Raw genomic sequence first — 18,874 nt, forward strand, 5'->3', positions numbered from 1 at the left:
AGTCTAATTGAGGAGATTTCCCGTGTTGGACTGGGAAAATGTATTTGCAACGCGCTCGAAACGTATGCGCGCATCGGAAATCCGCGAACTGCTGAAGCTTCTGGAACGCCCAGATATTATTTCGTTTGCGGGCGGAATTCCTGATCCGGCTCTTTTCCCGCACGAAGAATTCCAGGCAGCCTATAAGGACATTCTTACGGGTCCAGAAGCCAACGCAGCGCTGCAATATTCCGTTTCGGAAGGCTACAAGCCGCTGCGCACCTGGTTGGTCGGAGAACTTGCCAAGATTGGCATTCCCTGCACGGAAGACAATGTGTTCATCACATCGGGTTCGCAGCAGGCTCTCGATTATCTGGGCAAGCTGTTTTTGTCGCCCGCCGACACAGCACTGGTGACCGCACCGACCTATCTTGGCGCGCTGCAGGCTTTCAACGCTTACGAGCCCAATTACGATATGCTGGCGATCAACGGCAACCGCACGCCGGAATCCTATGCAGAGGCTGCCAAGAAAGCCGGCGGTCAGGTCAAGTTCGCTTATCTGTCTGCCGATTTCAGCAACCCGACAGGGGAAACCGTCGATCTTGCCGGTCGTGAGAAACTGCTCGCACAGGCTGATGAGCTCGATATTCCGGTTATCGAAGATGCGGCTTATCAGTATCTTCGCTACAATGGCGATGCGATTTCGCCAATTCTGGCGTTGGACATTGCCCGCAATGGCAGTGACATCGAGAAGACCCGCACCATCTATTGCGGTTCCTTCTCCAAGACGCTGGCTCCGGGTTTGCGTGTCGGCTATGTGGTTGCGTCGAAGCCAGTCATTCGTAAGCTTGTTCTCATGAAACAGGCTGCGGACCTTCATTCGTCCACGATCAACCAGATCGCTATTCAGCGTGTTGCGAGCGGCGGCTTTGGTACTCAGGTCGCGAAGCTGCACAAGGTTTATAAGCACCGTCGCGACAAGATGCTCGAAGCGCTGGCGAAATATATGCCTGAAACCACAAGCTGGACGAAGCCTGAAGGCGGTATGTTCATCTGGGTCACGCTGCCGGAAGGCATGGATGGCGCAGCGCTACTTGCTGCATCCATCGATAGCGAGAAAGTGGCGTTTGTTCCGGGGCGGGCATTTTTTGCCGATGGTAGCGGTGCCAACACGCTGCGCCTCAGCTATTCATGCGCCAACGACGAGATGATCGATGAAGGCATCAAGCGCCTTGGTCGTTTGATACGTGCTCATACGAAATCCGCTGCCGCCTAGGTTGGTGGAAATAAAAAAAGCCGGGTTCAGACCCGGCTTTTTTCTTACTGGAATGGCGAATTGCAGCCTGTTCTGGGACCAGCCAACGGCTGGAATGTATTGTCGGATGTTCGGTAGCTGCGATAGCGGTTTGAACACCACTGGATATGATTGCTGCTGGGGCGCGCGCCCGCAGCCGGTGGCTGCATCGTGCGTCGATATTGCAGAGCATCGCCGTTCTTGTAGTTCAATACGCCATGTTCGGTGATATAAGTTCCACTTTCCCGGCAAAGCGTTGAACCGTAGCAGTTGCGAGCGCTCGGATCTGTGCGATTGGCACCTGCCTGACCGCCGATAATCAACGGTCCGCTCGGTTTCAGCGAGGGAAGATATTGGCTGTTACGCAGTTCGACGGCTGAACCCACACTTGCAATGCCTGCAACGAATAGCCCTGTCAGTATCGTCAGGCGCACAATTTTTCGCATCGTTTCAGCTCGCTTTAATCAACGTTCTCCCGATATATGGGTATACTTTATATCCAAGTCACCGCTTCGGCAGAAATTTATTGGTTTCGGAAATCATCCTCTTGCCAATCGCCCAGCAAGCAGAGAGATTGCGAAGACATGTTTACCATAGCTACTTTCAATGTCGAAAATCTGATGCGCCGGTTTGATTTTTCCGGCTTTCGCAATGAATTGCATCAGGATCGCACCCTGCAATTGTTCGAAATCAACGATGAGGCGCAGTATCGCCTTCTTGAGCAGGCGCGCGCTGTGGCGCACGCAGACGACACACGCCAGATGACGGCTCTGGCGATTGCCGAAACGCGGGCCGATATTCTCTGCCTGCAAGAGGTGGATAATCTGGCGGCGTTGAATGCGTTTGAATATGGCTATCTTTTCAAGATGATAGGCCACGGTTTCCGACATAAATATCTCATAGATGGCAATGACAGCCGCGGCATAGATGTTGCCGTTATGATGCGCGACACGACACGGGACGGGCAGCCCATCGAAGTCGACGAAGTCACCAGCTATGCTTATGTAACCTATAATGATTTTGGCCTCTACGAGCCCGTACTTGGGGAACTTGGCCTGGAACCCCATGACCGAATCTTCAAGCGGGATTGCCTGAATTTGGATATCCGCATTGCCGGGAAGCCCATATCGCTCTTCGTTACGCATCTGAAATCGATGACGGGCGCGCGCAACGGATTTGACGGACGGACAGCATCTCTGCCGGTGAGACGCGCAGAGGCGCGCGCCATGCGCCGTATCATCGAGGATAAGTTCGGACCATCCAATGTTGCAGATCGCCGCTGGCTGATTTGTGGTGATTTCAATGATTATCGTGAGCGGATCATTATCGGGGGCGATGAATGGAACGGCTATCAGTTCACGCCAATGGTTGAAGAAGAAAGTGCGTTGGACGTGCTCTTAGCCGATGGGTTTGCGGTCAATCTGGTCGAGCGCCGTCCCGTTATGGACCGCTGGACGCTTTACCATACGCGCGGGCCGCAGGAGCGTCATCTTTGCCAGCTTGATTACATCATGGCATCGCCTTCTTTTGCGAAGAAAAATGAGAAGGCGGTTCCGAATATCATTCGGCGTGGCCAGCCTTGGCGCACGATTTTTCCACCTGATCAGCAGATCGAGCGTTATCCTAGAACAGGTTGGGATCGCCCGAAAGCAAGCGATCATTGTCCGGTTGCAGTGACATTGAACATGGTTTGAGCGATGAAGCAGGTTCGGGAAAATACTGTCCACATTATTGACAGTGCCGATGTCCGGGTACTGCCCGGTCCTTTATCATATACCGTGGATAACCACGAAGCGATTGCTTCGAACTGGACACGTGAGCGGGCGGCCAACCCTACTTTGTTCGATGGCGAATTCTATCTGGCACCACACGCAGAACTGATTGGCGGCGTGTTTCAGGCTGGCTTCAAGCGCACCAGTTTTGCAACGCTGATGCACTGGCGGCATGACGTATCGCAGGAACGTCCGTGGCACATTTTCGGTGTCGGTGTGGTCGTCTCGAGCGAAGGACATTTGATCGCCGGGCGTATGAGCACACAAAATGCCGGGGCGGGAAGGGTCTATTTTCCGGCGGGCTCAGTGGATGATAATGACATTGTCGATGGAGCTGTCGATTATGACGCCAATCGGCAACGGGAGGTTCGCGAGGAAACGGGTCTTGATCTTCTTGACGCGCGTGCGGAGCGACAGATCAATCTTGTGACAGGAAACCGTAGCATCGCGCTTTTCCGCCGTTATTATTTCGATGCGCCGTCAACCGATCTGGTATCACGGATTGAACGATATCTTTCTGCGGAGGAAGAACCGGAACTATCAGAGATCATACCAGTGAAGGCAGCTCGAACGATGGGAGACGCAACACCGTCCTATGTGCGAGCATTTGCCGACTGGCATTTCAACAATCTCTAAAGCTTGGCCAGACTTGCAGATGACAGCGGCGCGAAATTGGCTATGCTCGCAGACAATGCGAAGCATGAGACATTGGAGTGAAACCGACCTCGCAGTCGGTTTTGTGTGTAGGTCGAGGGGAGAATAAGGGATGAATGACGCCGCCGTTTCCGGCAGATTTTATGAGGTTTTCGACGTTTTCGCCGACAAGGCTCTGGCTGGAAATCCGCTGGCTGTCGTCCATGATAGCGAAGGTTTGACCGATGCGCGTATGCAGGCCATCGCACGCGAGTTCAATCTTTCCGAAACGGTTTTCATTTTTCCCCCGAACAATCCCGCACATGAAGCGGCGGTGCGTATCTTCACGCCTGATTATGAGCTTCCCTTTGCCGGGCACCCGACAGTGGGGGCTGCCGTGTCGCTGGCTCGCCGTCGTAAAACTGGTGATGAGACCGACAGGCTCGTGGCTTTGGAAGAGAAGGTCGGTATTGTTCGCTGCGGCGTGATATTGGGCGAAAATAGCGCCTTCGCCGAGTTCGATCTGCCCCGCCTGCCGGAGCGAGTTGATGTCAAGGTCGAGAAAGAAGAGGCCGCTGCTGCGATCGGTCTCGGTACACATGAGATCGGATTTGAGAACCATGTGCCTGGCGTCTGGAGCGCGGGCACACCTTATCTGCTCGTGCCGGTTCACAATCTGATTGCCGCAGCAAAAGTGTCCATTGACCCGGTCTATGTGAACGAAAGCCTCCCACACGTCGATGGCCGACCTTTGCCGATTTACGTCTATTGCCGCGAAACGATTTTGTTCGACAGCAATTTCCATGCGCGCATGTTTGTAACGGGGGCGAATGTCTATGAAGATCCGGCTACGGGCTCGGCTGCAGCCGCCTTTGCAGGCATGATTCAGAAGAACGACAAACCTGTTGACGGCAGTTCGCAGTGGTGGATCGAGCAGGGAATGGAGATGGGGCGACCTTCGCGGATTCGTCTCGAACTGGACGTTGCCAAGCAGCAGCTCACGGGAGCGAGGATTGGAGGCACGGCGGTCAAGATCGCGGAAGGGCGTTTGTTCGTCTGATAAATTAGCTCTACTTGTGTTTTGATTACAGTCAAAGCTGTAGGCCCGCCCTATGTTAGTTTGTTGGCAGATAAACAAACAGCGGAGGCGTGCCATGATGATCAGGGAAATGTCGGAATACGATATCCGGGACATGATACAGCACACCCATCTCGGGCGGCTGGCTTATGTTCTCGACAATCGTCCGTTTATCGTACCGCTTAGTTTCCGGTTCAGTGGCGGCTCGCTCTATTCTTTTACCACCGATGGGCAGAAGACCGAGGCCCTGCGCAAGAATGATGCAGTTTGTATCCTCTTCGATCATATCGAATCCCGGACAAACTGGCACACCGTTGTGCTGAATGGTCATTATCGGGAAATCGATCGTGAGGACGAAAAAAATGCGATCGTCGCGCTTATGGCTTCGGAACCGACCTGGTGGGAACCGGCATACATAAAAACGGTCGCGAAGGACGGACACGAACGCAAACTTGAACCGATCTTCTTCCGTATCGATATCGAAAGCGCGACGGGTCACCAGACTGGCTGAAAAGGAAGAAGGCCCGATAATTTCGGGCCCTTTCGATGTGGCTTTATTTTACCACTAGAACCGGTGTGTTGCTGCGTGTCAGGACTTCGTAGGTTTGACTGCCAAGAAGCATACCTTTCAGTCCGCGACGACCATGAGAGGCCATGACGATAAGATCGTTGCGCAGTTCTTTAGAAGTTTCAATGATCGATGTCGCCGGATGTGGGGCAACCACATGAAGCGTATGAACTTCGACTTCCGTTTCAGCCGCCAGTTCGCGCGCACGAGCGAGGGATTTATCGGCATACTCGTTCCATTCTTGCTCGAAGCGCTCGATGAAGGCAGGGCTATCAGTCCAGCCGCCAGGAAGCCCCGAAACGGAATAGGGAGCGGTCACAGTCAGTACCGTCGCCTTCGCGCCGACTGTTCGTGCCAGTTTAAATGCGTGGACGAGCCCGCGCTCTGCAAATTCTGACCCGTCGGTGGTTACGAGAATATTCTTGTACATGCTGCCCTCGCTGTTGCTTTTCCATCTTTAAGCTACAGCATCGGGCCAAAAATCGGGATCGATTTTTTGGAAAGCACAATGCGTAATTTCAGTAAATTAGAGCGACCTTTGCGCGTCCAAATGGACGTACGGCGCTCTGATGCGTTAAAGAACCATTTCAAACCCTTGCCTGACGAGTTGTTTAGACGGAACGATTTCATGCCCCTCGACTGCGATGCATTTCATGCCAGCTGGATAGCGACAGTTCTCAATCTCGACTGGCCGTCACGCAGTTCGTCCCGTATCGAGGACGATGCTGAACGCATAAAGCGTCAGAAAGAAGAGCTGCTCAGACTTTTCGATGAAGCATCTGAGCATGGTATCAATGCTGTCATCTTTCAGGTTTCGCCGACTGCCGATGCATTTTATCAGTCATCCTATTTGCCGTGGTCGTCCTATCTGACTGGAACTCTCGGTAAAGATCCCGGCTTTGATCCGCTGAAATTTGCAATTCAGGAAGCGCATAAGCGCGGCATAGAACTGCATGCATGGCTTAATCCCTACCGTGTTTCGATGGATACGAAGCCGTCTACCCGCAAGGAATTGCGGAATTCGTCAAACGAGTCGCCAGTCAGTGTTTTCAAGTCCCACCCCGACTGGGTCGGTGTTTCAGCCGACCGTTACGTCCTTGATCCTGGCATTCCGGCTGTCCGTGAATGGGTGACGAATGTGACGGCAGAGGTCGTCCAGAAATACGATATCGATGGGATTCAGTTCGATGACTACTTCTACTACGAGACAGCATCGTCGAAACTTGACGACGACAAATCATACGCACGGTTTGGGACACGGTTCTCGAGCAAATACGAATGGCGTCGCTACAATACCCATACGTTGGTGCGAGAGATTTCAGACAAGATAAAAGCCATCAAACCAAATGTTCGCTTCGGCATCAGTCCGAGTGGCGTTTGGCGCAACGCTGCGGACGATCCGCGTGGTTCTGCAACTCGCGCCGGGAAAACGAACTATGACGGAGATTTTGCTGACACCCGGCGCTGGGTGAAAGAAGGCATGATCGACTATATCGCGCCGCAGATTTACTGGTCCTTTGGCCGCAAAGATGTGTCTTACGGGACGATTGCGAAATGGTGGGCCGATACCGTTCGCGGCACGAAGACCGATCTTTATATTGGTTTGGCACTCTATCGGGCCGGTTCTGGAACCACACTTGAACCCAGTTGGCAGGCGGGCGAGGGCGTGACCGAAATCAAGCGCCAGCTAGAATTCAATGAATCTTTGCCGGAGGTGAAAGGGAGCATTCTCTTTCGTCAGGGTTTCCTCTCCGACCCGAAGCTGAAAGGTGTGTCGAACTATCTGAAAAAGACGTGGGGCAAGTGCAGGCCACGGAAAAACTAACGGCAAAAAAACGACGACGATTTGCGGAATTGTTGTTTGTTTGATTGAAATCAAAGAGCTTCGTTTGAGCGGGTGCTAACCAACAATCGTTGCCGGTTTCCACCAGAGTCGGTGACCCGGGGTGCCGAGGCCCTACTCGAATGGCACCCCGGCTAAATCAATCTGTCGAGCGCATGAGCGCGATCTTTCTGTAACGTCGTCTGTCGACAGCCAGCGGGTGCTGTCGACGTTACTCCCCTCTGTTTCATAAAATCAGCACCCGCGTCTCTAGCAACATTGTTCTGTATTTTAGCGGTTCTTGATCCTAATCAAGGCGGGCAGCCTTTACTCCGATTAGAGCAGGTTTAACCGGGAGTTTACGATTCTGGATCGCTTCCCCCAATTCACCGGTTGCTAAATGAAAAGGTAGTTCCATATCCTCCCGAGAAGGTTCTGGCAGACGCCGGAGGCGGGGCGGTGGGGACAATCAAAACCCTTGCAGGCAGCGACCGCTTGCCGGTGCTTCATTTGAAGACGGTATTGTGACGACGATGGCAATGAGGGTGTTTCATTATGGCTTTCAACCGTAAGCAATGGATACTGGCTGGAGCGATTATCGTCCTTGCCGCAGGCGGGTACTATGCCTGGAAAGCGCTGAACGGCGATGGGTTGCCGGACGGTATCGCCAAGGGCAATGGACGCATCGAGGCGGTTGAAATCGATATTTCGACGAAGAGCCCGGGTCGCATTCGCGAAATCCTCGCAGATGAAGGGGATTTCGTTCAGGCAGATGATATTCTCGCACGTATGGATACGGATCAGCTGGAAAGCCAGCGCAAGCAGGCTGAGGCGCAATTGCGCCGTGCTGAGATCGGTATCGAGACAGCGCGCAGTCTTGTCACGCAGCGCGAAGCCGAACACACGGCTGCAGAAGCGACGGTGGCACAGCGCGAAGCGCAACTGGATGCCGCCCAGCGCCGTCTGGCCCGCTCCCAGCAATTGACGCAATCGCGCACGGTTTCCCAGCAAGTCCTGGACGATGACCGTGCAACTGCGCAGGGTGCGGAGGCGGCTGTCGGTGCAGCCAAGGCGCAACTTGCGGCCACTGAGGCCGCCATTGGGGCTGCCAAGGCACAGGTCGTGGATGCCGAAGCATCGGTTGAAGCCGCCAAGGCGGCAATCGCGAGCATTGAGGCCGATATCAACGACGCCACTTTGAGAGCGCCGAAGCCGGGACGTGTTCAATACCGCGTTGCCCAACCGGGTGAAGTGCTTTCCGCAGGTGGGAGGGTGCTCAATCTTGTAGACGTCAGCGACGTTTACATGACTTTCTTCCTGCCGACGGGGCAGGCCGGGCGGGTGGCCATGGGGGCCGACGCCCGGATTGTTCTCGATGCCGCGCCGCAATATGTCATTCCTGCAAAGATCAGCTTTGTGGCCGATGTGGCCCAATTTACGCCGAAGACCGTAGAAACGGAGGAAGAGCGCCAGAAGCTGATGTTCCGCGTGAAGGCAAAAATCCCGCAAGAACTGCTTCAAAAATATATCCAACAGGTGAAAACCGGATTGCCGGGCATGGCCTATGTCAAGCTTGACCCCAATGCCGAATGGCCGAAGAATCTCGCGGAAACCGTGAAATGAATGGTTCTACTGTCAAAGCTGGCGCCAATGACGACAGCTTTGTCGTCCGGGCGCAAGGCGTAGGGCTGTCCTATGGGAAGACGCGCGCTCTGCGCGACGTCAACGTTGATATTCCCGTCGGCTGCATGGTCGGTCTGATCGGACCTGACGGGGTCGGGAAATCAAGCCTGTTATCGTTGGTCGCCGGAGCGCGAACGATGCAACAGGGATGCATCGAGGTTCTCGGCGGTGATATTTCGGACAAGCGTCATCTCCAGTCTGCCTATCCCCGTATCGCCTATATGCCGCAGGGACTTGGGAAGAACCTCTATCCCACGCTTTCGGTGTTCGAGAATATCGACTTTTTCGGACGGCTGTTCGGGCATAATCGAAAAGAACGTGAGCGTCGTATCGCCGATCTTCTGGCGCGCACGGGTATGTCGGCTTTCGCCGATCGTCCGGCTGGCAAACTATCGGGCGGCATGAAGCAGAAGACCAGCCTCTGCTGTTCGCTCATCCATGATCCCGATCTACTCATACTCGATGAGCCGACGACCGGTGTCGACCCCCTATCCCGGCGCCAGTTCTGGGAGCTGATTGATGATATCCGCAAGGATCGCCCCGGAATGAGCGTCATTGTCGCGACCGCTTATATGGAAGAGGCCGAGCGTTTCGACTGGCTGGTCGCGATGAATGATGGACAGATTCTGGCGACGGGTACACCGCAGGAATTGCTGCAGCGCACCAACACTCCAAATCTCGATGCGGCCTTCATTGCGCTCCTGCCGGAGGAATTGCGGAAAGGCCATCAGGACATAGAAATTCCGCACCGGGATTTCGGTGCCGATGCTGAAATCGCCATTGAGGCAGAACACGTCACCGTTCGTTTTGGCAGCTTCACTGCGGTGAATAATGTAAGTTTTCGAATTCCGCGCGGTGAAATCTTCGGTTTTTTGGGTTCCAACGGTTGCGGCAAGACCACGACCATGAAGGTTCTGACCGGACTGTTGCCTGCCAGCGACGGAACGGCGCGACTGTTCGGGCGAGAGGTCGATCCCAAGGATATCGATATACGCCGCCATGTCGGATATATGTCGCAAGCATTTTCGCTTTATTCGGAGTTGACCGTTCGTCAGAATCTGGAACTCCACGCCAAATTGTTCGATATGGCGCCGGATCTGACCGAACGCCGTATCAAGGAATTGACCGAACGCTTTGATCTCATTGAGGTCATGGATTCCTTACCCGATGCCTTGCCGCTCGGCATCCGCCAGCGCCTGTCACTGGCTGTGGCTTTGATCCATTCACCTGATATTCTCATTCTCGATGAGCCGACATCGGGTGTGGACCCGGTCGCTCGTGATGCTTTCTGGCAAATCCTCGCTGATTTGTCGCGCAAGGACAATGTGACGATTTTCGTCTCCACCCATTTCATGAACGAAGCGGAGCTTTGTGACCGGATTTCACTGATGCATGCGGGCAAGGTGCTGATCAGCGATACGCCGAAGGCGATTACCAAGAGTCGCAATGCTGAAACTCTGGAGGAAGCCTTCGTCGCATATCTGCAGGACGCTATTGGCGAGACAGAACAGTCAGCGCCATTGCCGGTAGCCAATTCAGATCAAATGGGAGAGGTAGGCGAAACACACCCAAAGAAGACTCCAGGCTGGTTGCCAGACCTGCGGCGAATGCTGGCTTACACACGACGTGAGGCTTTGGAACTGAAGCGTGATCCGATCCGCGCAACGCTGGCTATTCTGGGTAGCGTTATCCTGATGTTCGTTATTGGTTACGGTATTAACCTGGATGTCGAGGATCTGAAGTTCGCCGTGCTTGATCGTGACGATACGACGATCAGCCGCGATTACACGCAGCAGATTGCAGGCTCGCGATATTTTTCTGAACAGGCTCCCATAACCGATTATGATGATCTGGACCGGCGAATGCGCGATGGAGAGATCAGTCTGGCTATCGAGATACCGCCGAATTTCGGCGCAAATGTCATGCGCGGCCGCCCGGTGGAAGTTGCTGCCTGGATTGACGGTGCGATGCCCACTCGTGCCGAGACGATCAAAGGCTATGTTCAAGGCATGCACGCCAACTGGCTGACGCAAAAAGCCCGCGAGCTTTATGGCAATGCGGCGAATGTTGGCAGTTTCAACCTGGAGATACGCTACCGTTATAATCCAGATGTGCAAAGCCTCGTAGCGATGGTGCCGGCAGTGATTCCGCTACTGCTTCTCATGATCCCTTCGATGCTGGCAGTGTTGAGCGTGGTTCGGGAAAAGGAACTGGGGTCGATCATCAATTTTTACGTGACGCCGGTGACGAAATTCGAGTTTTTGTTCGGCAAGCAGTTGCCCTATATCGGGCTGGCATTTTTGAATTTCCTGATGCTGACAGCCTTTGCGGTGTTTATTTTCCGGGTGCCGTTCACAGGGAGTTTTCCGACTTATGCGCTGGCGGCGCTGCTCTATGTCACAATTGCGACCGGCATGGGGTTGGTGCTGTCCACCTTCATGAACAGCCAGATTGCAGCGATCTTCGGAACGGCACTTCTGACACTCATTCCGGCTGTGCAATATTCCGGTATCATTGACCCCGTATCGTCGCTGCAAGGTGCGGGCGCGTTCATCGGTAAAATCTATCCCGCGACTTATTTTGTGACCATTTCTCGCGGGGTTTTCTCCAAGGCACTGGGTTTTGTCGATCTGGCAGGTTCGTTTTTGCCGTTGTTAATCGCGGTGCCGGTTCTCATGGCGCTCGCTATCGTTCTTCTCAAGAAACAGGCGAGCTAAGATGCGGATATCTAACATATTCCAGCTTGGAGTGAAGGAACTGCGTGGTTTGGCGCGCGATCCGATGCTGCTGATCCTGATTGTCTATGCCTTTACGCTTGCGATCTATACGGCATCGAAAGCAATGCCCGAAACCCTCAACAATGCGGCGATAGCGATTGTCGACGAAGATCAGTCGCCGGTTTCGAGCCGGATCACGACGGCATTTTATCCGCCATATTTCGTGCCTCCGAAGCTGATTTCATCCTATGAAATGGATGCCCGGATGGATGAGGGGCTTGATACTTTCGCACTGAACATACCGCCGAATTTCCAGCGTGATCTTCTGGCGGGTCGTTCGCCGACAATTCAGCTCAATGTCGATGCAACCCGAATGAGCCAGGCCTTTACCGGTGGCGGCTATGTGCAGTCGATTGTGTCGAGCGAGGTAAGCGAATTCCTCAATCGCTATCGCGGTAGCGCACAAACGCCGGTTGAACTCAATCTCAGAGCGAGATTCAATCAGGATTTGAACAAGGGCTGGTTTGGTGCGATCAACAATGTGATTTCATCGGTTACGATGCTATCGATCATCCTGACGGGCGCGGCGCTCATTCGGGAACGCGAACACGGAACCATAGAGCATCTATTGGTAATGCCCGTGACGCCGGTTGAAATCATGGTCAGCAAGATTTGGTCCATGGGGCTTGTCGTGCTGGTTGCTTCTGCATTCGCATTGGTCTTCGTGGTACAGGGGCTGCTTGCCGTTCCTATCTATGGGTCGGTGTCGCTGTTTCTCGTTGGTGCTGCGCTCCAGCTCTTCGCAACGACCAGCCTTGGTATTTTTCTGGCTACGGCGGCCGGTTCGATGCCGCAGTTCGGAATGTTGCTCATGCTGGTGCTTTTGCCTTTGCAGGTGCTTTCGGGAGGGACAACACCTCGCGAAAGCATGCCTGAAATCATCCAGACAATCATGCTGGCAGCGCCGAATACGCATTTCGTCATATTGGCCCAATCGATCCTGTTTCGCGGAGCAGGGCTGGGTGTCGTCTGGCCGCAATTTCTGGCGCTGATCGTCATTGGCTCTGTGCTGTTCTACTTCGCGCTTCAGCGTTTCCGTGCGTTCCTGCGATAGGAAAATTCTTTAAAATCAGGAGGCTGAATCCATTCCCTGCGAATGTGATTCAGTTTTCTGTGCCGGATTGTGCTTTAGTGGAGTTGCGAATCCTTAACCATGTTGCTATCGCAATTCTCAGGAAACGGTTCCGCTGTTCAGGCGGATGAAAAGGGAACACGGTGAAGCCATCCTGGTTGATGCCGCGACTGCCCCCGCAACTGTAACCGGAGAGCTATCCTCCACAGCCGTGCAAGCGGTAAAAGCCACTGAGAGCAGTCGATGCACTCGGGAAGGCGGAGGGAAAGCGACGACCCGGAAGTCAGGAGACCTGCCGTATCCGGTCACCCATGCATGGATACGGGGTGTGTCCAGGCGCGGCTGTCCGTGGCGGTGACATTGTTGAAATGTTGCCGTCAGGGAGAAGGGCCTTCAGTGCCACTATCACTTCAACCTGCGGTGCGAGGAAAAGCCGGTATCGTTCTTCGGTTCGGCGGGTTGAGGGAAAATGCATCTTTTGAAATCATCTGTTTTATTGGTATCGGCCAGCGTTCTTGCGCTGCCGTCCACGACGCTTGCTCAAAGTCTGCCGAATAGTGCTGACAGTGTCGTCCTCGATACAATCGTGGTTACACCATTGCGCCGCGCGTCTTCGCTGCAGCGCTCGACCTCATCTGTAACGGTTATCGATTCAGCCGATATCGAACGGTCGGCTGCTCCCGATCTCCAATCGTTGCTGAAGTCCTATAGCGGTATCTCCATAAAGACGAACGGCGGGCAGGGCTCGTCGTCGGACATTTACATGCGTGGCATGTCTTCCAAGCAGACGGTTGTTCTCATCAATGGTGTGCGCACGGCGTCGGCGACAACCGGAGCAACTGCGCTTGCGAACATTCCTCTGAGTTCCATCGACCGTGTTGAAATTGCCAAGGGCTCTCATTCTGCGCAATACGGCGCCGATGCCATGGGCGGGGTGATCAATATCATCACCAAGCAAGGCGGAGCCTGCGGTGCTCGCTCCTGGTGCGGCAGTCTTTCTACCGGTGTCAGCCATCCATGGGGTGGATATGCTTCCGGGACCATACAGGGAAGAAGCAATGATGGTGTTGACTATGCCTTTGGTGCGGCCATAACCGGCACGCAAGGATATGACTTCACCACATCGGATGCCTATGGCCACGAACCGGATCGCGATGGATTCTTGCAGGGCTCATTCAACTTTGCGCTGTCGAAGGATTTCGACTGGGGCAAAATTTATGCGGACGGTCTCCTTAGCCGAGGGCGCAATCAGTATGATGCCAAGGCACCATCACCGAACCAGGCCGATAGTACCGCATTTACCGGCAAGATCGGAACACGCATCGATCATACTGCGGATTGGTCATCGACGCTGGAATTCAGCACCGGTATCGACAACAGCCGTAACTTCAGGAAAGGCGTGAGCGGTTCGGACCGGTTTGAAACCAAGCGTTATGGCGTTTTTGCCTCGACCGAGAAGAGTTTCGACACCGGCACGGTCAACCACACCGTGACCGCTGGTGTGGAAGCCTATCGCGAGGAGATCAACACCACCGTTGCTTATGATGAAACCAGCCGCGATCTGGCTGCTGTATTTGGTCAGTATTCGCTGGAGTATGAGGCGCTGCGCTTCGATGGCGGGCTGCGTTACGACCATAATGGGCAGTTCGGCGATGTCGTGACCTACAATCTCGGTACGAGTTATGAAGTTCTGCCGGACCTTGTTTTGCGGTCATCCTACGCCACGGGTTTTAGGGCGCCGACTTTCAACGAGCTTTATTATCCAGGCTTCGCCAATCCTGATTTGCAGCCGGAAAAGTCCCGATCATATGAAATCGGCTTGAACTGGCAGGCTACGGCTTCGACAAGCCTTGATATGGCATTCTATCAGACATGGTTGCGCGATGCGATTATGAGCACTGCGCCAACCTATCTGCCTTACAATGTCGCAAGTGCAAGGGTTACAGGCTTCGAAGCTACGCTGGCGCATCGTTTTGATGATCGCTGGGGCGTCAAGGGTTCTATCGACCTGAAGCAGCCAATTGATGAGGATACGGAAAAGGATCTTCCTTATCGTGAACGTTTCAAGGCTGCGGCGGAGGTCAATTTCACGCCGATTGAACAGCTCGATCTGACTGCAAGAGTGATCTATGGCGGTTCGCGTTATGCTGATGCTGCGAACAGCAAGAAACTCGGAGACTATGTGACTGCTGATTTCGTGGCAGTCTATTCCATCGACAAGCAATCGCAGTTGAAGTTCTCGGTGGAGAATATCTTTGACAAGGACTATCAGACCAGCTCTGGCTATATTGCGCCGGGGCGCACCATCAATGTCGGATTGACCCGGAATTTCTGAGGCTGAACAGAGAATGAAAAGGGCGTCCGCAAATTGGATAACCAGCTTCTGCCTCGCGGCGGGGCTGGCCCTATTCGTTCGAAATTCAGCAAACGCGGGGGACATTCCCCATCACGTCGTTTCCATCAACGTATGCACCGATCAGCTGGCATTGTTGCTGGCCAATGAGGGCCAGTTGCGATCGGTTTCTTACTTGTCGCAGGACCCGGAACTATCCGTGATGGCTGCAAAAGCCCGCGAGGTGCCGGTCAACCATGCGCAGGCAGAAGAAGTCTTTCTGATGAAGCCTGACCTTGTGCTGGCGGGCACATTCTCGTCGAGGGCAACGGTAGGGCTGTTGCGCAAGCTGGGTGTTCGTGTGGAAGAGTTCGCGCCTGCCCGCACGTTCGGCGATATAGAGGATCATCTGCGTCGCATGGGCGAGGTGCTCGGAAGACAGGCGGAAGCCAGCCGGGAAATCGACAAAATGAAAACTGCTCTGGCGGCAATCCAGCCTCCGATCCGTCGCAAGACGGTCGCGCTTTATTATGCCAACAGTTACACATCCGGCCGGGGGATGCTGGTTGATGAGGCCGTGCGTCTTGCCGGGCTTGATAATCTGGCCGACAAGGCAGGGATCAGCGGTTCTGCGCCGCTGCCGCTGGAAAAGCTGGTGCTCGAGAAGCCGGATATTCTGGTGCGCAGTTCAAGAGATCGCGCGCCTGCGCTGGCTTTCGAGAATTTCGAACATCCGGCACTGCGGGCGCTTGAAAAACAGGCGAGGGCGGTGACGATAGCGGATAATCTGACGGTTTGCGGTGGTCCATTCAGTGTGGAAGCTGTGGCAGAGCTCGCGGAGGCGGCGCGTGACTGAACGGAACCGCTTCTATCTTCTGCTCGTCGGGCTGGCCATGCTTGTGGTTTTGCTTTTCATCGTTTCACTGCTGACAGGGCCTGCTGCGATCAGTATGACTGACAGCCTCAGGGCGCTTTTCGGCGATGATAGCGAAATGATCGCACTCGTCATGCGTGAAATCCGCCTGCCGCGGGCACTGCTCGCGCTCCTCATCGGCGCTTCTCTTGGATTGTCTGGCGCTGCCTTGCAGGGCTACCTGCGCAACCCGCTCGCGGAACCCGGCCTGCTGGGTGTGAGCGCATCCGCGTCATTCGGCGCTGTTATTGCTATTTATAGCGGTCTCTCGCTTCTGTTCCCGCTGGCTTTGCCGCTCCTCGCGCTTGCAGGTGCCTTTGTGTCGGTGTTTCTCGTCAAGCTTCTGGCGGGGCGCAATGCTGGTACGCTTGCGGTCATATTGGCCGGTGTCGCGGTGACCAGTCTCGCCGGTGCATTGACGGCGCTGGCGCTCAACCTGTCGCCCAACCCGTTTGCCGCAATGGAAATCGTGTTCTGGATGCTCGGATCGCTGGCGGATAGATCAATGACACATGTGGCACTCGCTGCACCGTTTATCCTCATTGGCTGGGCCATGCTTCTGGCGCTTGGGCGGTCGCTCGACAGTTTGACACTAGGCGCAGATGCTGCGGCCACAATGGGCGTCAATCTGGCCCGCGTGCAGCTTTTTGCCGTGCTGGGCACAGCTTCGTGCGTGGGCGCTTCCACCGCTGTTGCCGGTGCAATCGGTTTCGTAGGGCTGGTGGTTCCTCATCTTCTGCGACCGCTTGTCGGTGCGCGTCCGTCGCGATTGCTGGTTGCCAGCGGTTTCGGTGGGGCTGCTCTGTTGTTGGCTGCTGACGTGTTGGTGCGTGTCGTTATGCCGGGGCGTGAACTGAAACTGGGCGTCCTGACGGCAATCATTGGTGCCCCATTCTTTCTGTGGCTTGTGTTTAAATATCGGAGGCAGCTCGTATGACATCGCTTTCGGTAAAAAATCTTTCCGTTACGCTTGGCGGGAAGGCAGTACTCAGCGACGCAAGTTTCGATATGCATGGTGGTGAATTCATCGGACTGATCGGACCTAACGGTGCTGGCAAGACGACATTGTTGCGCGCCATTTTGGGACTTGTGAGGTCCAGCGGGGAAATTTCGTTCGACACAGGCGATGTGCGCCACATGAGCGCTTCGACAAAAGCACAGAACCTCGCTTATCTGCCGCAGGAGCGTGATGTCGCGTGGCCGGTATCCGTGGAGATGCTTGTTTCTTTGGGACGCTCCGCCTTGAAGCCGGTTTTTGCGAGCATGAGCGCACAGGATAAAATGCTCATCGAGACCGCAATGCAGCGTATGGATGTTACCCGATTTCGGGAACGGTCGGCGATCGAGCTTTCCGGCGGAGAACGGGCACGCGTGCTGATTGCGCGCGTTCTGGCGCAGGATACGCCCGTAATACTCGCCGATGAGCCGGTGGCTGGGCTCGACCCTTCTCATCAGCTTGGATTGATGGAAAGTTTTGCCGAACTTGCAAAAGAGGGGAGGACTGTTGTCGCCTCATTGCATGAGTTGAGCCTTGCGGCACAGCATTGCACGCGCCTTATTTTGCTCGACAAGGGACGTATCGTTGCAGATGGGGAGCCAACGAAAGTTCTCACGCCACAGTTGCTGCACGACGTCTATGGTATTCGAGCGAAAATCATGACGGTGGATGGCGAGTTCATCGTCCATCCGACCTCACGTATTGGCTAGACATTTTTCCACCGATGCTCGCGGGAAGAGGCGTAGATGGCTTCTACAGCCTTCTGGACTTCATAACCTTCGCGGAAATCGGCGTGATTGGTCTTCTGCCCCGCAATGGCCAACAGGAAGTCGCGAACTTCGATCGTCTTGAGATCGTTGAAGCCGATCTGGTGGCCGCCCGCTACGCAAAATGCGCCATAGGGTTCGTGTTCGGGGCCAGCAAAGATCTTGCGGAAGCCTTGTTGTCCTTTTTTGTCGGAAAAGAGAAACAGGTCGAGCTCATTGAAGCGTTCCTGTGAAAAGAAGAGGGAGCCTTTCGATCCGGAAATTTCGAAGTCGTGCTGCATCTTGCGACCGCTGGTGATCCAGCTCGCTTCGATTGTGCCCGTTGCCCCGTTTTCAAAACGCACGAAAGCGCGGCAGACATCGTCTGTTTCCACGGGTTTCATCTGCGAAAGGTTCAAACTATCTGGGCGCTCATTGATGATGGTGACGGCGTCTCCCATGACCGTCGTTATCGGCCCAACGAGATAGCGTGCGGCGGCAATGATGTGACTGCCGATATCGGCTAACGCTCCTCCACCGCCTGCCGGATCGAGACGCCAGGTCCATGGAATACGCGCATCGGCCATGAAGTCTTCCGCATGAATACCGCGAAAATTGCGAATTTCGCCCAGTTCACCGCTGTCGATGATTTCCTTGGCCAGTTTTATCATCGGGTTTTTCAGATAGTTGAACCCAACGGCTGTCTGAACACCTTGCCGTTCTGCGGCGAGCGTCATTTCGAGGCACTCGGCAGCGGTGGGTGCAAGCGGCTTTTCGCAATAGACGTGTTTGCCCGCTTCAATGGCGGCGAGCGCCATCTCCTTGTGAAACCGGTTTGGCGTCGTGATGTCGATGAGATTGATATCCGGGTTGGTGATCAATTCCCGCCAATCTCCAGTGGCATTTGCAAATCCCAGTTGTTTTGCGGCTTTTGACGCCGTTTCAGAATTCACATCGGCCAATGTGTGAAGCTGCACATCGATAGGTAGGTCGAAAACGCGATTGACGTTAGCGAGCGCAAGGGCGTGCGTCTTGCCCATGAAGCCGGACCCGATCAAGCCCGCCACCACAACCTCAGCTCTATCAGCCATTGTCATTCCTCCAGAAACGATGGTCGAAGCGTTTGGTGCTGCGCAACTCCTTTGGGAAATAAGCATATCGTCGGCAGCTTATGCGATTGACATGAGCTACCAGAAATGGAATTATAA

Annotated in this window: 16 protein-coding genes and 1 riboswitch; of the genes, 13 read left to right on the top strand and 3 right to left on the bottom strand. The window is 54.5% G+C overall.

Features of this window, described 5'->3' with window-relative positions:
• Nucleotides 1–22 precede the first annotated feature (22 nt).
• On the top strand, nt 23–1,255 hold the full coding sequence (locus tag OANT_RS09435; protein WP_012091803.1) for an aminotransferase-like domain-containing protein: 1,233 nt from the start codon (nt 23–25) through the stop codon (nt 1,253–1,255).
• Between the two features lie 44 nt (nt 1,256–1,299).
• On the opposite strand, the gene OANT_RS09440 is transcribed toward OANT_RS09435, so the two are convergent.
• Entirely contained in the window at nt 1,300–1,719 is a 420-nt protein-coding gene (locus OANT_RS09440; protein ID WP_012091804.1) for a BA14K family protein, read from the bottom strand.
• A gap of 138 nt (nt 1,720–1,857) precedes the next feature.
• Here OANT_RS09440 and OANT_RS09445 point away from each other — a divergent pair, with 138 nt between their 5' ends.
• From OANT_RS09445 to OANT_RS09460, 4 genes are all read left to right on the top strand, one after another.
• Nucleotides 1,858–2,967, top strand: a complete 1,110-nt coding sequence (locus OANT_RS09445; protein ID WP_012091805.1) for an endonuclease/exonuclease/phosphatase family protein — start codon at nt 1,858–1,860, stop codon at nt 2,965–2,967.
• Nucleotides 2,968–2,970: 3 nt separating this feature from the next.
• On the top strand, nt 2,971–3,681 hold the full coding sequence (locus OANT_RS09450; protein WP_012091806.1) for an NUDIX hydrolase: 711 nt from the start codon (nt 2,971–2,973) through the stop codon (nt 3,679–3,681).
• 130 nt (nt 3,682–3,811) lie between these two features.
• On the top strand, nt 3,812–4,738 hold the full coding sequence (locus OANT_RS09455; protein ID WP_010659786.1) for a PhzF family phenazine biosynthesis protein: 927 nt from the start codon (nt 3,812–3,814) through the stop codon (nt 4,736–4,738).
• 94 nt (nt 4,739–4,832) lie between these two features.
• Nucleotides 4,833–5,267: a pyridoxamine 5'-phosphate oxidase family protein gene (locus tag OANT_RS09460; RefSeq protein ID WP_012091807.1), complete on the top strand. Its 435-nt coding sequence runs from the start codon at nt 4,833–4,835 to the stop codon at nt 5,265–5,267.
• Between the two features lie 43 nt (nt 5,268–5,310).
• Here the strand turns inward: OANT_RS09460 and OANT_RS09465 are convergent, their stop codons facing one another.
• Nucleotides 5,311–5,754, bottom strand: coding sequence for a universal stress protein (locus tag OANT_RS09465; RefSeq protein ID WP_010659788.1), 444 nt, complete (start codon nt 5,752–5,754; stop codon nt 5,311–5,313).
• A gap of 198 nt (nt 5,755–5,952) precedes the next feature.
• Between OANT_RS09465 and OANT_RS09470 the strand changes: the two genes are divergently transcribed.
• The 8 genes from OANT_RS09470 to OANT_RS09505 all read left to right on the top strand — a co-directional run bounded on the left by OANT_RS09470 (nt 5,953) and on the right by OANT_RS09505 (nt 17,630).
• On the top strand, nt 5,953–7,149 hold the full coding sequence (locus OANT_RS09470) for a glycoside hydrolase family 10-like protein (protein WP_040129204.1): 1,197 nt from the start codon (nt 5,953–5,955) through the stop codon (nt 7,147–7,149).
• A gap of 552 nt (nt 7,150–7,701) precedes the next feature.
• Nucleotides 7,702–8,769, top strand: coding sequence for an HlyD family secretion protein (locus OANT_RS09475; RefSeq protein ID WP_012091809.1), 1,068 nt, complete (start codon nt 7,702–7,704; stop codon nt 8,767–8,769).
• Complete coding sequence (gene rbbA, locus OANT_RS09480) at nt 8,766–11,546, top strand: ribosome-associated ATPase/putative transporter RbbA (protein ID WP_012091810.1); 2,781 nt, start codon at nt 8,766–8,768, stop codon at nt 11,544–11,546. Before OANT_RS09475 ends, rbbA begins: the two co-directional genes overlap by 4 nt.
• A 1-nt stretch (nt 11,547) precedes the next feature.
• Nucleotides 11,548–12,660, top strand: a complete 1,113-nt coding sequence (locus OANT_RS09485) for an ABC transporter permease (protein WP_012091811.1) — start codon at nt 11,548–11,550, stop codon at nt 12,658–12,660.
• Nucleotides 12,661–12,768: 108 nt separating this feature from the next.
• Nucleotides 12,769–12,992, top strand: a riboswitch (cobalamin riboswitch).
• Between the two features lie 155 nt (nt 12,993–13,147).
• Entirely contained in the window at nt 13,148–15,013 is a 1,866-nt protein-coding gene (locus OANT_RS09490) for a TonB-dependent receptor domain-containing protein (RefSeq protein ID WP_012091812.1), read from the top strand.
• A 13-nt stretch (nt 15,014–15,026) separates the two neighbouring features.
• The gene (locus OANT_RS09495) at nt 15,027–15,866 is read left to right on the top strand and encodes an ABC transporter substrate-binding protein (protein WP_012091813.1); all 840 of its coding nucleotides are present in this window, start codon (nt 15,027–15,029) and stop codon (nt 15,864–15,866) included.
• The gene (locus OANT_RS09500; protein ID WP_012091814.1) at nt 15,859–16,860 is read left to right on the top strand and encodes a FecCD family ABC transporter permease; all 1,002 of its coding nucleotides are present in this window, start codon (nt 15,859–15,861) and stop codon (nt 16,858–16,860) included. The genes OANT_RS09495 and OANT_RS09500 overlap by 8 nt, the downstream gene beginning before the upstream one ends.
• Entirely contained in the window at nt 16,857–17,630 is a 774-nt protein-coding gene (locus OANT_RS09505) for an ABC transporter ATP-binding protein (protein WP_012091815.1), read from the top strand. The genes OANT_RS09500 and OANT_RS09505 overlap by 4 nt, the downstream gene beginning before the upstream one ends.
• Here OANT_RS09505 and OANT_RS09510 read toward each other — a convergent pair.
• Entirely contained in the window at nt 17,627–18,757 is a 1,131-nt protein-coding gene (locus OANT_RS09510) for a Gfo/Idh/MocA family protein (RefSeq protein WP_012091816.1), read from the bottom strand. The two genes, OANT_RS09505 and OANT_RS09510, sit on opposite strands and share 4 nt — an antisense overlap.
• Between the last annotated feature and the right edge of the window lie 117 nt (nt 18,758–18,874).

The organism is Brucella anthropi ATCC 49188 (genome assembly GCF_000017405.1).
Taxonomy (GTDB): domain Bacteria; phylum Pseudomonadota; class Alphaproteobacteria; order Rhizobiales; family Rhizobiaceae; genus Brucella; species Brucella anthropi.